This is a genomic window from Nocardia sp. NPDC003979, from assembly GCF_053605015.1.
Genome location: NZ_JBSGIJ010000010.1, coordinates 1 through 15,506 on the forward strand (window position 1 = coordinate 1; position 15,506 = coordinate 15,506).

The 15,506-nt window shown below is 67.1% G+C and carries 12 protein-coding genes and 1 pseudogene; 10 read left to right on the top strand and 3 right to left on the bottom strand.

Translation table 11 applies throughout. The features are described from left to right. The 3 genes and pseudogenes from ACWEVR_RS20835 to ACWEVR_RS20845 form a co-directional block, all read left to right on the top strand. Positions 1 to 381 (top strand): annotated as a pseudogene (locus ACWEVR_RS20835) (glutamate-binding protein); the annotation flags it as partial. 4 nt (positions 382 to 385) lie between these two features. Then, positions 386 to 1,057, top strand: coding sequence for an amino acid ABC transporter permease (locus tag ACWEVR_RS20840; RefSeq protein ID WP_452468312.1), 672 nt, complete (start codon positions 386 to 388; stop codon positions 1,055 to 1,057). Continuing rightward, positions 1,054 to 1,944, top strand: coding sequence for an amino acid ABC transporter permease (locus ACWEVR_RS20845; RefSeq protein WP_452468313.1), 891 nt, complete (start codon positions 1,054 to 1,056; stop codon positions 1,942 to 1,944). Before ACWEVR_RS20840 ends, ACWEVR_RS20845 begins: the two co-directional genes overlap by 4 nt. 729 nt (positions 1,945 to 2,673) lie before the next feature. Here ACWEVR_RS20845 and ACWEVR_RS20850 read toward each other — a convergent pair. After that, a complete protein-coding gene (locus ACWEVR_RS20850; protein ID WP_452468314.1) occupies positions 2,674 to 4,851 on the bottom strand; it encodes a malate synthase G in 2,178 nt (725 codons plus the stop codon). Between the two features lie 266 nt (positions 4,852 to 5,117). Here ACWEVR_RS20850 and betT point away from each other — a divergent pair, with 266 nt between their 5' ends. Genes betT through ACWEVR_RS20865 form a run of 3 tightly spaced genes read left to right on the top strand, consistent with a single transcriptional unit; the run spans position 5,118 to position 10,319 of the window. Beyond that, on the top strand, positions 5,118 to 7,244 hold the full coding sequence (betT, locus tag ACWEVR_RS20855; protein WP_452468315.1) for a choline BCCT transporter BetT: 2,127 nt from the start codon (positions 5,118 to 5,120) through the stop codon (positions 7,242 to 7,244). Between the two features lie 10 nt (positions 7,245 to 7,254). Then, a complete protein-coding gene (locus ACWEVR_RS20860) occupies positions 7,255 to 8,769 on the top strand; it encodes an aldehyde dehydrogenase family protein (protein ID WP_452468316.1) in 1,515 nt (504 codons plus the stop codon). After that, the gene (locus ACWEVR_RS20865) at positions 8,766 to 10,319 is read left to right on the top strand and encodes a GMC family oxidoreductase (RefSeq protein WP_452468317.1); all 1,554 of its coding nucleotides are present in this window, start codon (positions 8,766 to 8,768) and stop codon (positions 10,317 to 10,319) included. The genes ACWEVR_RS20860 and ACWEVR_RS20865 overlap by 4 nt, the downstream gene beginning before the upstream one ends. Position 10,320: 1 nt before the next feature. On the opposite strand, the gene ACWEVR_RS20870 is transcribed toward ACWEVR_RS20865, so the two are convergent. Beyond that, positions 10,321 to 10,779, bottom strand: coding sequence for a winged helix-turn-helix transcriptional regulator (locus ACWEVR_RS20870; protein WP_452468318.1), 459 nt, complete (start codon positions 10,777 to 10,779; stop codon positions 10,321 to 10,323). Between the two features lie 84 nt (positions 10,780 to 10,863). On the opposite strand from ACWEVR_RS20870, the gene ACWEVR_RS20875 reads away from it, so the two are divergent. From ACWEVR_RS20875 to ACWEVR_RS20890, 4 genes are all read left to right on the top strand, one after another. Continuing rightward, complete coding sequence (locus ACWEVR_RS20875; protein WP_452468319.1) at positions 10,864 to 12,087, top strand: MFS transporter; 1,224 nt, start codon at positions 10,864 to 10,866, stop codon at positions 12,085 to 12,087. 255 nt (positions 12,088 to 12,342) lie between these two features. After that, positions 12,343 to 12,885: an HNH endonuclease gene (locus tag ACWEVR_RS20880; protein ID WP_067640037.1), complete on the top strand. Its 543-nt coding sequence runs from the start codon at positions 12,343 to 12,345 to the stop codon at positions 12,883 to 12,885. Next, positions 12,882 to 13,127 carry a WhiB family transcriptional regulator gene (locus ACWEVR_RS20885; RefSeq protein ID WP_067488664.1) on the top strand — a complete coding sequence of 82 codons (246 nt, stop codon included), beginning with the start codon at positions 12,882 to 12,884 and terminating at the stop codon, positions 13,125 to 13,127. Before ACWEVR_RS20880 ends, ACWEVR_RS20885 begins: the two co-directional genes overlap by 4 nt. A 113-nt stretch (positions 13,128 to 13,240) precedes the next feature. Further along, the gene (locus ACWEVR_RS20890; RefSeq protein WP_452468320.1) at positions 13,241 to 14,908 is read left to right on the top strand and encodes a substrate-binding domain-containing protein; all 1,668 of its coding nucleotides are present in this window, start codon (positions 13,241 to 13,243) and stop codon (positions 14,906 to 14,908) included. On the opposite strand, the gene ACWEVR_RS20895 is transcribed toward ACWEVR_RS20890, so the two are convergent. Next, entirely contained in the window at positions 14,909 to 15,490 is a 582-nt protein-coding gene (locus ACWEVR_RS20895) for a TetR/AcrR family transcriptional regulator (protein ID WP_452468321.1), read from the bottom strand. Positions 15,491 to 15,506: the final 16 nt, after the last annotated feature.

The following is a 15,506-nucleotide window of genomic DNA, read 5'->3' on the forward strand; positions in this document are numbered from 1 at the left end:
AAGGTCTGCTCGGTGAAGGGCTCCACCCCGGCCCAGAACATCGAGAAGAACTACCCGCAGGCCCAGCTGCAGACCTACGACACGTACTCGCTGTGTATCGAGGCGATGCGCGGCGGTGCCATCGACGCGGTCACGACCGACAACGTGATCCTGGCCGGTTACGCGGCCCAGTCACCGGGCACCTTCAAGCTGGTGAACAAGACCTTCACCACCGAGAAATACGGCATCGGTGTGCAGAAGGGCGATGCCGAGCTTCGCGGCAAGGTCAACGACGCGATCGAGGCGATGATCGCCGACGGTTCGTGGAAGGCCGCCCAGGAGAAGAATTTCGCCGGGACCGGCTTCGCGGTGCCTGCGCCCCCGACCGTCGAACGGAACTGACGCCGTGTTCGACCTGATCTCGAGGTACGACAACCAAATCCTCGACGCGTTCCGGGTAACAATCGAACTCACCTTCTACTCCGCTGTCGGCGCGCTCGTCGTCGGCACCCTCGTCGCCGGAATGCGCGTCTCCCCCGTTCCCGTCGCCCGCTGGGTCGGCGCGGCATATGTGTCGGTATTCCGCAACAGCCCGCTCACCCTGATCATCGTGTTCACCTCGCTCGGTCTCTACACCACCCTCGGCTGGGAGCTGGCCGGTGACGACCTGCGCGAGAACAACTTTCGCTGGGCGATCGTCGGGCTCAGCGCCTACACCGCGGCCTTCGTCTGCGAGTCGCTGCGCTCGGGCATCAACACCGTCGCCCTCGGGCAATCCGAAGCAGGTCGCTCGCTCGGCTTCGGATTCGCACAGAACCTGCGCTTGGTCGTGCTTCCCCAGGCTTTCCGGGCCGTTATCGCGCCACTGGGCAGCGTGCTGATCGCACTCACCAAGAATTCAACGGTCGCCTCCGTCATCGGCGTGGCCGAGGCCGCCTACCTGATGGGCGCGATGAACGAGAACGAAGCCGCTGTCCTGGCGGTCGGCGCGATCTTCGCGCTCGGTTTCGTGGTACTCACTTTGCCGACCGGGCTCGTATTTGGCTGGCTGGCACGACGATACGAGGTCAAACGATGAGCGACGCTTCGGTTCTCTTCGACGCTCCCGGCCCGCACGCGCGACTGCGGCACCACCTCTACACCGTGCTGGTCGTCATCTCGGTCGTAGCGGCAGGCTGGTGGCTCTTCGCCGCCTTCGCCGAGAAAGACCAGTTCACCGCCGTCAAATGGAAACCGTTTCTCGAGGCCGAGATCTGGGAAACCTACCTGCTGCCCGGCCTGCAGGGCACGCTCACCGCAGCGATCATCTCCATCATCGGCTCGCTCGTGTTCGGCATGATCTTCGGCATCCTTCGCCTGTCCGACCACGCATGGGTGCGGTGGGTGGCAGGCACGATCGTCGAGTTCGCCCGGGCCATTCCGGTCCTGATCCTGATGATCTTCCTGTTCGCTGCCTTCGGCGACTACAACCTGTTCCCCTCCGAGCAGCTCGCCCTCGCAGCGGTGGTCATCGCGTTGATCATCTACAACTCCGCGGTCATCGCTGAAATCGTGCGGGCAGGCATCACGTCACTGCCCCGAGGCCAAACCGAAGCCGCCGTGGCAGTGGGGCTGCGCAAGAACCAGCTGATGCGGCTGATCCTGCTCCCCCAGGCCGTCACCGCCATGCTCCCGGCCCTGGTCTCGCAGATGGTCGTCGTGCTCAAGGACACCGCCCTCGGCTACCAGATCACCTACGTGGAACTGGTCCGCTCCGGCCAGCAAGAAGGCGCGGCACTACAGAACACGATCCCCGTACTGATCATCGTCGCGCTGATCATGATCTCGCTCAACATGGCACTGAGCTCCCTGGCCACTGCCCTCGAGAAGCGGTTGCGCTCGCGCAAGAAGAGTGGTCGTGCGGTGCTGGCCGCCGACTCGGTCCTCACCGACGCCGCACCGGGCGTCGACATCACCATGAAATGACAGCCACTCCGAGGATCGCCACGTTGCCGAGCGATGCTGCCACGTTCCCCCCGAACATGGCAGCCGAACTCACCTGAAACCGATACCTCGGCATCGCACACATTCCGACATGCCGACAGCGGTACAAATGATCTCGAGAAGAGGCCTCGCCCAGGGTTCTCGGTGCGGGGCCTCTTCGAAAGTACTGCTACCAGGTAACTTTCGATCAGGCGACTTTCGATCTACCAGCGAGCCGTTCCGCGCCTGACTACTGGAACAGGCCGATCAGGCAACGGTCAGGACACGGTGGTCATTCGTGATCTGCCGAACGGAAGAGGATTCACAACGAGGCAACTACCCCGGTCCGCGCCGACGATACAGGCAGGCCATCTGTGCAGATGTCTCTGCTGGTCGGAGCGAGCTGTTCGTGCTGCAGTCCTCAAAGAAACTGCTCCCGAACTTATCGGTGCGACCATGGATCGGTCCGGCCGAGCACACCGGCCCCACAAGACCGCGCCGAATCACGCCAATATGAGCGTCAAAGGGGCGATGCGAATGCGCTGGTGAACAGCGCCGTATGGACGATGCCAGGACGCTGATCGAGTGACCGTTTCTGTGACCGTTTTGAGCGTGATACGCCGGTATCCGAGGTGATCGCCGCTGACGACGGAGGCCCCGCATCGGATTCTCCGATGCGGGGCCTCGAACGAAAAGTGCTGCTACGAGCTACTTTTCAATCACTCGCCATCACTACTTCTGCGCAGCCTTGAACTCACGACGACGCCGGTGCAGGATCGGCTCGGTGTAGCCGTTGGGCTGCTTGGTGCCTTCCAGGACCAGTTCCTTGGCGGCCTGGAACGCGATGGAGTCGTCGAAGTTCGGCGCCATCGGGCGGTAGTTCTTGTCGCCCGAGTTCTGGCGGTCGACGACGGGGGCCATGCGCTCGAGGCTGGCGATCACGTCGGCTTCGGAGACGATGCCGTGGCGCAGCCAGTTGGCGACCAACTGGCTCGAGATGCGCAGGGTGGCACGGTCTTCCATCAGGCCGATGTCGTTGATGTCGGGAACCTTGGAGCAGCCGACACCGTGGTCGATCCAGCGCACGACGTAGCCCAAGATGCCCTGGGAGTTGTTGTCGAGCTCCTGGCGCTTCTCCTCGTCGGACCAGTCGGTGGACTGGGCCAGCGGGATCTCCAGGATCTGGTCGACCGTGGCGCGGGGGCCGCCCTTGGCGATCTCGGACTGCCGCTTGAACACGTCCACCTGGTGGTAGTGGGTGGCGTGCAGGGTGGCAGCGGTCGGCGAGGGCACCCACGCGGTGTTGGCGCCTGCCTTGGGGTGGCCGATCTTCTGCTCGAGCATGCCTGCCATCAGGTCGGGCATGGCCCACATGCCCTTGCCGATCTGCGCCTTGCCGGGCAGGCCCTTGGCCAGGCCGGTGTCGACGTTCCAGTCCTCGTAGGAGGTGATCCAGGTCTGGGTCTTCATCTCGGCCTTGCGGACCATCGGCCCGGCCTCCATGGAGGTGTGGATCTCGTCGCCGGTGCGGTCCAGGAAGCCGGTGTTGATGAACACCACGCGGTCCTTGGCGGCCTCGATCGACGCGGCGAGGTTGACCGTGGTGCGGCGCTCCTCGTCCATGATGCCGACCTTGAGGGTGTTGCGGGTCAGGCCGAGGACGTCCTCGATGCGGCCGAACAGTTCGTTGGTGAACGCGGCCTCGTCGGGGCCGTGCATCTTCGGCTTCACGATGTAGACCGAGCCGGTGCGGGTGTTGGCCAGCTCGGCGGTGCCGTTGAGCGAGTGCACGGCGATCAGCGAGGTGATCAGGCCGTCCATGATGCCCTCGGGCACCTCGTTGCCCTCGGCGTCGATGATGGCGTCGGAGGTCATCAGGTGGCCGACGTTGCGCACGAACAGCAGCGAACGACCGTGCAGCACCAGCTCGGAACCGTCGAGCGCGGTGAACACGCGGTCGGGGTTCATGGTGCGGGTGAAGGTCTTGCCGTTCTTGGTGACCTCCTCGGCGAGGGTGCCCTTCATCAGACCGAGCCAGTTGCGGTAGCAGACGACCTTGTCGTCGGCGTCGACCGCGGCGACCGAGTCCTCGAAGTCCATGATCGTGGTGAGCGCCGACTCGAGCACGATGTCCTTGACACCGGCGGTGTCGGTGGAGCCGATGGGCGAATTCGGATCGATCTGGATCTCGATGTGCAGACCGTTGTGCTTGAGCAGCACTGAGGTGGGGGCCTCGGGGTCACCGAGGTAGCCGACCAGCTGGGAGGGATCGGCCAGGCCGATGTCGGTGCCGTCTTCCAGGCCGACCTCGAGCTCGCCGTCGACGATCTTGTAGTACGACGAACCGATGTGCGAACCGGTGATCAGGGTGACGGCGTCGTCGAGGAAGTTGCGGCCCCATTCGATGACCTTGTCGCCGCGCACGCGGTTGTAGCCGGTGCCCTTCTCGGCGCCGTTGGCCTCGGAGATGGCGTCGGTGCCGTAGAGCGCGTCGTAGAGCGAACCCCAGCGCGCGTTGGCGGCGTTGATCGCGAAACGCGCGTTCATCACCGGAACCACCAGCTGCGGGCCGGCGGTGGTGGCGATCTCGGCGTCGACGTTGCCGGTGCCGATCTGGAACGGCGCGGGTTCGGGGCGTAGGTACCCGATCTCGGTGAGGAACTGCTTGTAGGCGCCCTTGTCGTAGTTCGCGCCGGGGCTCTCCTGGTGCCAGGCGTCGAGCTTGCCCTGGATCTCGTCGCGTTCGGCCAGCAGGGCACGGTTGCGCGGGGCGAGGTCGTTGATGACCTGTTCGGCGCCTGCCCAGAACGCGGCGGAATCTACGCCGGTACCGGGAAGCGCCTCGTTCTCGATGAAATCGTGGAGAACGCTCGCCACCTGGAGCCCGCCGACCTGAATCCGCTCTGTCATCTACTGCCTCACTTCGGTTGAAAACCGGCTGGAAAAAGTCGATGTCATGTTACCCGTGGGTACATGCGACATCGCGTGTGGGTGGAACGCCCGGCGGGCGTCACGCATTCCGCCACGCCGAATCGTCGGGGGCCGACGGCTGGGCGTGGCGAACCACCTCTCGATTGTAGGTTCCCCCCTCGCGACCCTCGCGCACGCTCGAACACGAGCGCAGCAACCACCGGATGTCCACGAAAGGACGAGGTGGACGAACTAGCCTTCGTCGCATGGGCGCCCCCAGCAATCCCGGCGACAACAGCACACCTGTCGGGGCGACGCAGGTGCCGTTGCACCCGGTGGCCGACAAGCGTTCGGTGAACAAGCCCGTGTTCCTCACCGCCGCGGGGCTCGTGCTGGCTTTCGCGGTCTGGGCGCTGGCCTCACCGGAGAGCGCCGAAAGCGTCGTCGGCGAGGTGAAGACCTTCATCTCCACCTGGTTCGGCTGGTGGTATTTCGTGCTCGCCACCGTGATCCTCGGGCTCGTCGTGTTCCTCGGCGCGGGCCGCTACGGTCGGTACCGCCTGGGTCCGGAGGAGTCGCGCCCGGAGTACAGCCTGTTCTCCTGGACGTCGATGCTGTTCGCGGCGGGTATCGGCATCGACCTGATGTTCTTCTCCGTGGCCGAACCGGTCTACAACTACCTGCACCCGCCGGAGGGGCCGGCCCAGACCGATCACACCGCCCGCGAAGCGGTCACCTGGACGATCTTCCATTACGGCATCACCGGGTGGGCGATGTACGCGCTGATGGGCGGGGCGCTGGCGTACTTCGCGTTCCGGCACAACCTACCGCTGACGATCCGCGCCGCCCTCTACCCGATCTTCGGCAAACGCGTGCACGGGCGCTGGGGTGACGCCATCGATGTGGCCGCGGTGCTCGGCACCATCTTCGGAATCGCCACCTCGCTCGGCATCGGCATCGTCCAGCTCAACTACGGTCTGCACGAACTGTTCGGCGTCCCGCAGGGCAAGGCGGCCCAGATCGGTTTGATCGCGTTGTCGGTGGCCATCACCACCATCTCCGCGACCACCGGGGTCGACAAGGGCATCCGGCGCTTGTCCGAACTCAACGTCATCATGGCCATCGCCCTGCTGATCTACATCCTGGTGGCCGGTCGCACGTCGTTCCTGCTCAACGGGCTCACCCAGAACGCGGGCGACTACCTGTCGACATTCCTGGACCGCACGCTGAACACCTTTGCCTGGGAACGCAATCCGGAGACGGCGAATCAGCCGTCGACGTGGCTGGACAGCTGGACGCTGTTCTTCTGGGCGTGGTGGGTGGCATGGGCGCCGTTCGTCGGGCTGTTCCTGGCACGTATCTCGCGCGGGCGCACCCTGCGCCAGTTCATCTTCGGTGTGCTCGTCGTGCCGTTCAGCTTCACCCTGCTGTGGATCTCGGTGTTCGGCAACAGCGCGTTGCAGGTGGCGCGCGATGATCAGCAGTTCGCCGAACAGACCGCGGCCCGAGCCGAACTGGGCTTCTACTCCCTGCTCGAGCGGTACCCCGGCGCCACCTTCCTGCTCGGTATAGCCACCATCACCGGGCTGCTGTTCTACGTGACCAGCGCCGATTCCGGTTCGCTCGTGATGGGCAATTTCACCTCGAAACTGCCCGACCCGATGGCGGATTGCGCGCGTGGCACGCGGATCTTCTGGTCGGCCGCGATCGGCCTGCTCACGCTGTCGATGCTGTTCGCGGGGGCGAGCGGCTCGATCATCACCCTGCAGAACGCGACGATCATCATGGGCCTGCCGTTCTCGTTCGTGCTGGCTCTGATCGGGATCGCCATGCTGCGCGCGGTGCGCAACGAGTCGTTCAAGATCGACAGCTACCGGGCGGCGCTGCCCAATGCCATCGCGGCCGGGCGCGGACCGAGTGAGCACGGCAGCTGGCGGCGCAGGCTGCTGGCCACCGTCCACTACCCCGGCCCGGCCTCGACCCGGAAGTTCTTGAACAACACCGTGATTCCGGCCATGCGTGAGGTTTCCGAGGAGCTGGCCAGGATGGGGCTCACCGCGCACATCGACGAATCGGGCACCCACGAGGGGCTGCCGTATCCGCGGCTGATCGTCGATCAGGGCACCGAGACCGGGTTCGAATACGGTGTGTGGCCGGTCTCGGCGCCCGCGCCGTCGTACGCGGTGCTGGCCCAGCGCTCCGGTGACCGCTATTTCCGCTGCGAGGTGTATCTGGCCGAGGGCTCGCAGGGGTACGCCCTCAACGGGTACAGCCGTGAGCAGGTGATCGGCGACATCCTCGACCAGTACGAACGTCATCTCGGTTATCTCTACCTGCGCCGCTCCGCCACCGATCACCACGAACCCGAAGCCGTCGACACCGACGAATCGTGAAGGGACAACCATGAGCCAGACCCTCTATATCGATGGCACCTGGCGCGCGGCCGCGTCCGGTCTGACCCGCGAGATCCGCTGTCCGGCGGACGATTCCGTGGTCGGCACCGTCGCCGAGGCGGGCGCGGAGGACACCGAGGCCGCGATCGCCGCCGCCCGGCGCGCCTTCGACGACGGACCATGGCGCACCACCACGGCCGGTGAACGTGGCGATCTGCTGCTCGACATCGCCGACGCGATCGAGGGCAGACGCGAACAGTTCGTGGGCGCCGAGACTTTGGACACGGGCAAACGGCCCTACGAATCCGAGATCGACATGACCGATATCGAGAACTGCTTCCGGTACTTCGGCAAGCTCGCCGCCGAGGACGCGGGCCGGGTGGTCGACGCGGGCAGCGCCGACATCGATTCGCGCATCGTCTACGAACCGGTCGGGGTGTGCGGGCTCATCACGCCGTGGAACTATCCGCTGCTGCAGGCCGCCTGGAAGGTGGCACCGGCGCTGGCCGCGGGCAACACCTTCGTCCTCAAGCCCGCCGAACTCACCCCGCACACCGCGATCCTGCTGATGACCGTCCTCGACGACCTCGGGGTGCCGCCGGGCGTGGCCAATCTCGTCCTCGGCGCCGGTCCGACCGCGGGCGCTCCGCTGTCGGCCCATCCGGACGTGGACCTCGTCTCGTTCACCGGCGGACTGTCCACGGGCCGCGTCATCGCCCGCGAGGCGGCTGCGACGGTGAAGAAGGTGGCCCTCGAGCTGGGCGGCAAGAACCCGAACATCATCTTCGCCGATGCCTGTGACACCGACGAGCGCCTCCGCGCCTGTGTCGACAACGCCCTCAACGCGGCGTTCCTGCACTCCGGCCAGGTGTGTTCGGCCGGGGCGCGGTTGGTGATCGAGGAGTCGGCGCACGACCGGTTCGTCGACGAACTCGTCCGCCGTGCCCGCCAGATCCGCCTCGGCCTGCCGTTCGCCGACGGCACCGAGACGGGTCCGCTGATCTCCTCGGCGCATCGCGACAAGGTGCACGCCTACGTGGAGCAGGCCCGGGCGGACGGGGCCGATGTCCGTACCGGCGGTACCTTCGCCGTCGGTGACCAGGGCTCGGGCAATCTCGACAACGGCTGGTTCTATCTGCCGACCGTCATCGACCGGGCGAACCGCACGATGGCCTGTGTGCACGACGAGGCGTTCGGCCCGACGGTCACGGTGGAGACGTTCACGACCGAGGAAGAGGCGATCTCCATCGCCAACGACACCGAATACGGCCTGGCGGGCGCGGTGTGGTCCAGCGATTCGGCGCGGGCGCGGCGGGTGGCGGCCCGGGTGCGCGCGGGCACGGTGTGGGTCAACGACTTCGGGCCGTATCTGCCACAGGCGGAGTGGGGCGGGTTCGGCCGGTCCGGTGTCGGCCGTGAACTCGGTCCCTCCGGGTTGCACGAGTATCGCGAGGCCAAGCACGTGTACGAGAACCTCCGGCCGGGGGTCACCGGCTGGTTCGAGCTGCGGGAGGACCAGCGGTGAATTCCTACGACTACGTGATCGTCGGCGCCGGTTCGGCGGGCGCTGCGGTGGCCGCTCGCCTCTCGGAGGATCCGTCGGTGACGGTGTGCTTGCTCGAGGCGGGTCCGTCCGATGTCGACGATCCGGCGATCCTTCGCCTGGATCGCTGGATGGAACTGCTGGAATCCGGCTACGACTGGGACTACCCGATCGAGCCGCAGGAGAACGGCAATTCGTTCATGCGCCATGCCAGGGCCAAGGTGCTCGGTGGCTGTTCGTCGCACAACAGCTGCATCGCGTTCTGGGCGCCGCGCGAAGACCTGGACAGCTGGGAACGCGAGCACGGGGCCACCGGTTGGGGCGCGGACTCGGTGTACCGGCTCTACAGCCGGATCGAAACCAACGATGCTCCCGGCGAGCACCACGGTCGCAGCGGGCCGGTGAACATCATGACGGTGCCACCGAACGACCCCTGCGGTGTGGCGGTGCTCGACGCCTGCGCGGAGGTCGGGATTCCGCGTGCGGAGTTCAATGCCGATCGCACGGTTGTCAACGGCGCCAACTTCTTCCAGATCAACAGCCGCACCGACGGCACCCGTTCCTCGTCGTCGGTGAGCTACCTGCACCCGATTCTGGACCGGCCGAATCTCACCATCCGGACGGGTGCGTGGGCCAAGCGGATCCTCATCGAGGACGGGCGCGCGGTCGGTGTGGAGTACACCGACAACGCCTTCGGCCGCGCGACCCGAGTCGCCGCCGAGCGGGAGGTGATCGTCTCGGCCGGGGCCATCGACTCGCCGAAGCTGCTGATGCTCTCGGGTATAGGTCCGGCGGATCACCTGCGCGAGAACGGAATCGACGTCGTGGTCGACTCCCCCGGCGTCGGTGCGCACCTACAGGACCACCCCGAGGGGGTGATCGGGTTCGAGACGAAACAGCCGATGGTGCGCAGTTCGACGCAATGGTGGGAGGCGGGCATCTTCACCACCACCGTCGACGGGCTCGACCGGCCCGACCTGATGATGCACTACGGCAGCGTCCCCTTCGACATGCATACGCTGCGCCAGGGTTACCCGACGGCCGAGAACACCTTCTGCCTCACTCCCAATGTCACCCACGCCCGCTCGCGCGGCACCGTGCGGTTGCGCTCGCGCGACTTCCGCGACAAGCCTCGAGTGGACCCGCGCTACTTCACCGATGCCGAGGGCCACGACATGCGGGTGATGATCGCGGGCCTGCGCAAGGCTCGCGAGATCGCTTCCGCCCCAGTGCTTTCGGAGTGGATCGAGCAAGAGCTGTACCCGGGCCCACAAGTTCAGACCGATGCCGAACTGGCCGACTACATCCGCCGTACCCACAACACCGTCTACCACCCGGTCGGCACCGTGCGGATGGGCGCACCCGACGACCCGATGAGCCCGCTCGACCCCGAACTGCGGGTGAAGGGTGTCGCGGGCCTGCGCGTGGCCGACGCCTCGGTGTTCCCGGCCCACACCACGGTGAACCCGAATATCACCGTCATGCTGGTCGGCGAGCGGTGCGCAGAACTGGTGGCTGCCGACCGGAAGTAGTTCACCCGCAGTCCACTCGCCGCACTTCGGTGGTGGCGGCGGTGACGACCGCGCCTGCCCGATCGCGCGGGCGTAGTTCGGCGAGTGGCCGGCCGTCGCGGTCCACGAGCCTCGAGCGGGGCTCGTCGTCGGCGAAGGCATGACTCTCCCCCCACTGCCGCAGCGCGACGACGACGGTGAACAGGTCCCGCCCCGCCGGCGTCAACTCGTAGACGTACCGTTTGCCGCTCGCGGTCGCGCTGGTGCCGAGGATGCCGTCGTCGACGAGTCGGCGGAGGCGGTCGGCGAGGATGTTGCGCGCGATCCCGAGCCGCTGCCGCAACTCGGTGAACGACGCCGGCCCTTCCATGGCGTCCCGCACGATGAGCAGACTCCACCGATCACCCACCAGGTCGACAGTTCGCGCCACCGGGCAGGTGGCATCGGTCCATTCGCGGTCGACACGGACCGTCGGAGCCATGGGCCACCTCCAAATAGGTTGCAATTCGAAACCATTATTGCCTACCGTTGATTTGGTTTCATTTTGCTACTCTTTGGAGGTCCGGTGGGTACACGACTGACGCGAGCACAACTGGTGATGCTGGCGGCGGTGTGCGCCGCGGCGGTCTCCACGATCTACGCGATCCAGCCGGTTCTCGCCGTGGCGGGTGCCGAATTGGGGCTGTCGCCGCAGTCGTCGGGCGTCCTGATCGCCGCCGGGCAGATCGGGTATTTCGCCGGGCTGATTCTGCTGGTCCCGCTCGGTGACCTGGTGAACCGCCGTCGGCTCATCGGCGGCATGCTCGCGCTCACCTCGGTCGGGGCCGCGATCACCGCCGTCGCGCCCACCGGTGTCGTCGCGGTCGGCGGGCTCGCGGTCGCCGGGGTGTTCGCGGTCGTCGTCCAGGTGACCGTGGCGTACGTCGCTGCTGTTTCCGTGCCCGGTGAACGGGGCCGCAATATCGGCGCCGTCACCTCCGGTGTGGTGATCGGCATCCTCGGCGTCCGTGTCGTCGCGGGTCTGCTGGGTGACACGCTCAGCTGGCGGGCGGCCTATGCTGCGCTCGCGGTGCTCTGCGCGACGCTCGCCGTCCTCACCCGGAAGGTTTTGAGTCCGGACGTCAGAGCCCGCGACGATCGGTACACCCAGGTGCTGCGGTCCACGGGACGGCTGGTGACCGCGGACCGGCTGTTTCTGAGCCGGGGCTCGATCACCTTCTTCGTCTTCGCGTCCTTCGGATCGTTGTGGAGCGGCCTCGCGCTGCCCCTCGCCGCGCATCCCTGGTCGTTGGGCACGACCGAGATCGGGCTGTTCGGGTTGTTCGGTCTCGCGGGCGCCCTCGGCGCGGGCCGGGCCGGGCGGTGGGCCGATGCCGGTCACGCGCAGCGGGTCACCGGCTCGGCCCTGCTGGTGCTGGCCGTGTCCTGGTTGTTCATCGCGCGGACCGGGACAGCGATACTGCTCGTCGGCATCGTTCTGCTCGATTTCGCCGTCCAGGCTGTGCACGTGAGCAGTCAGCATGTGCTGACCACCGCACATCCCGACCGCGCGGGCAGCGTCATCGGTGCCTACATGGCCTTCTACGCACTGGGCTCCGCGCTCGGCGCGGTCACCACGACCTGGGCTTACACCGTGTGGGGATGGTGGGCGTCCTGCCTGTTCGGCGCGCTCTACGCCCTGGCCGGGTTCGCCGTGTGGGCGGCGGCCCAGCTCGCACGCGTCGGCAGCACAGCCACGCCGGAATCACCCTGGGCACCGGTGGGATGCGCTGTCGCCGACCGAAAATAAATGAACCGACATTCCGGACACAATGTGTCACCATGATTCTCACGACGGTGTATCGCGTCAGGCGAGACCGGCAGAGCACGTAGAGAGGAGGAGACGACCATGAAACCAGCTGTACGACAGCATGATTCGAAGCCCGGATATCAGAGCACCGGACATCGCAGCGCCGAGATGCGCGAAGCCGGTCGTCTCCCCATCGCGCACTGAGCGCTCCCCACCTCTCCCTTCCGCTCGCTTCTTCGAAACATGGTGATTCCGATGATGATTCGTCATGCCGTCGTCCCGACGGCTCCCGCCGCCGACAACTGGATACACAGCCGCGTGCTGGTGCTCAACGCCAGCTACGAGGCGCTCGACGAAATCACCGCCGATCGGGCGGTGACACTGCTGCTCAGCGGTGCCGCCGAATCCGTCATCGACCGGGTGCCGCGTTTCCCGATCCGCTCGCAGCGGCTCGAGGTGGCGTTGCCGGAGACGATTCGGTTGCTGCGCTACGTGTACCTGGCGCATGTGCGACCGATCGGCGAGGACAGCCGCGCCACCCTGGCCGGTGTGCTGCGCCGCGACAAGCACCGCTGCGGCTACTGCGCGAACTGGGCGGCCACCGTCGACCACATTCGCCCGCGCAGCCGGGGCGGCCCCAACACCTGGGGCAACCTCGTGGCCTGCTGCGCACCCTGCAATACGACCAAGGCCGACCGCACCCCCGAAGAGGCGGGGATGCGGTTGCTGTGGGAGCCCAAGGCACCCGACCCCCTCGCCAGCACACAGCGCCGGATCTGGAAGGAGTACGCGCCGTGACCACCGCATTGACCGACCTGCTCACCCTGTCCGATTCCGGGCGGTGGCATCGCGCCGCCTGCCGGGGCGACCCCAACCACGAGGCGTGGTTTCCGTACCCGTCGCAGGATTTCGACTACGCCCGCCGCATCTGCGCCGGTTGCCCGTTGCTCGCGGGGTGCACCGAGTACGCGGCGCGCACCGGCCAGTCCGGGGTGTGGGGTGGTCGTGAATACGACCGCGGCCGCGTGATCCGCGAATGACCGACCGGGGGCCGGGCGTCGACCACGACGCCCGGCCTCCGGCTGTGAGCTGCGACGATGCGCCGGGGGATGCGCGGTGCGCCGCCCCGGCAACGAGTCCTTAAACTTGCCGCGTGGGTACACATCGCAGCGGGACCAGATCTCGACGTATCAGCAAAGGTCCGGTTATCGCGGCATCGGTGCTCGTGCTCGTACTCGTGGCCGTGTTCGCCTGGTTCCAGCTGCGCGATCGTGCCGCCGAATCCGATGTGGCCGCGGCGGCGGAATGTGTGGAGGGGCCCGCCGCCCTCGATGTCACCGTCGACCCGGCCGTGGCCGGTCCGGTGCGCGCGGCCGCGGAACGGTTCAACGCGACAAAGCCGCGCGTGCGTGACCACTGCGCGCGCGTCGAGGTGACGGCCCGGCCGTCGGCGGCGCTCGTCGGCGCGCTGGCCGACACCAGCACCTGGGAACCGGGCCTCGGTCCGAAGCCCGGGCTGTGGATCGCCGACTCGAGTCGTTCGATCGAGCTGGTCCGGGTGCCCGGTCTGATCGAGGGCACCCCGGCGTCCATCGCGACGAGCCCCATCGTGCTCGCGGTGCCCGATCCGCTGCGCCAGGCACTCGAGCAGCACCAGATCACCTGGGCCGACCTGCCCCGATTGCAGCAGGGCTCGCTCGACGAGATCGGCTTGAACGGCTGGGGTGGACTGCGGATGGCGCTGCCCCCGGGTGACGCGACCACCGCGGCCGCCGCCGCGATCGGGTCGGCGGTGTCGGGCACCGAACCGCTCACCGAGCAGGCCGCCGCATCCGGGCAGGTGGTGGCCGCCATTTCCGGTCTGGCCGCCGCTGCCGAGAAACCCGCCGACCTGACCACGGCGATGGCCGCGATCAGCGCGGATCCGGCCGCGAACGATATCCACGCGGTGGCCGCTACCGCTCAGCAACTGGGGACCGGTGGGCTCACCGCGTTCCGTCCGGCGGTCACCGCGCCGCTGGCCGACTATCCGGCGGCGGTGCTGTCGGGTCCGTGGGTCGACAAGATCCAGAACCTCATCGCCTCGCGCTTCATCGATTTCCTGCGGGCTCCCGAGCAGGCGGCCGCTTTCGCCGCCGACGGTTTCGGCCCGGCCATCGGTTCGGCGCCCGCCAATCCGGGGAAGGCGGCGCTCGAGAAGGTGCGCGCCACCATCGACAACCCGGTGCTCGGCGTGAATGCCACTGTGCTGCTCGATGTTTCGTCGTCCATGGGCACCACCGACGGCTCGATGACTCGCCTCGCCACGTCGGGCGCCGCGCTCGCCTCGACCCTGCAGGTGATGCCGCCCGACTTCGGGCTCGGCCTGTGGACGTTCGGCAAGAACCTCGACGGAACCAACCCCTACCAGGTGAACGTGGCCACCGGTCTGCTCACCGACAGCCAGCGCAATGCCGTGGGATCGGCGGTCACCTCACTGAAGCCGAGCACGGTGAGTACCGACCAGGCGTATCCGAGTCTGCTCGCCGCCTACCGGGCGGCGGTGGCGAACTACTCCCCCGGCCGCACCAATTCGATTCTGCTCATCACCGACGGACCGGACGACGATTCCTCGCTGACCGGCGCCGACCTGCTCGCCCAGATCGCGGCGGCCAACCAGTCCGGCAAGCCGGTGCGGGTGGACATCATCGTGGTCGGCGGCGAAGGCACCCAGACCTTGCAGGAGTTGTCCGCACAGACGGGCGGCACCTACACCCGGATGCCGACCAGCAACGATCTCGGCTTCGGAACGGCCGTGGTCAAGGCGCTGACCACTCCGTAGTCAGTCGCCCCAGACGGCCCGTAAAGGGTCGAGCGCCTCGTCCACATAGGCGGCGACGGGGAGGTCGCCGCCGTCGAGGAACCACTGTTCGAGCGCGGCGAGGTAGCCGAAGATGAGCGCGTTGGTCGCCACCGTGGCCTGCGCCTGGGTGAAGCGGCCGGTCGAGGCGAGCAGCGGTGACAGCCGCTGGCTGGTGCGGTCGGCCGAGGCGTAGGCGGCGCGCCGAACCGAGGGTTCGGTGAAGTGATAGCGCAGGCTGCGCCGCCACGGGCCGGGTTCGGAGCCCGATTCGTTCGTGCCCGTGTCGTATTCACGGACCGACCGGATGAGGCTGCCGATCGGATCGTGCGGGTCGACGACCTTCGCCAGCTGTTCGTCGCTGAGGTTGTCGAACTCGTCGGCGACGATGATGCCCTCCTTGGTGCCGAAGAGCCGGTAGACCGTCGAGGGCGAGACCTCGGCCGCGGCGGCGATCTCCTCGATGGTGACCGCGGCGAAGCCCTTCGCGTCGAACAGGTCGAGGGCGCGTTCCTGAACGGTGTGCATGGCGTTGAGCCGCCAGCGTTCGCGTAGTCCAGCCATGCGGCCAGGTTATCAG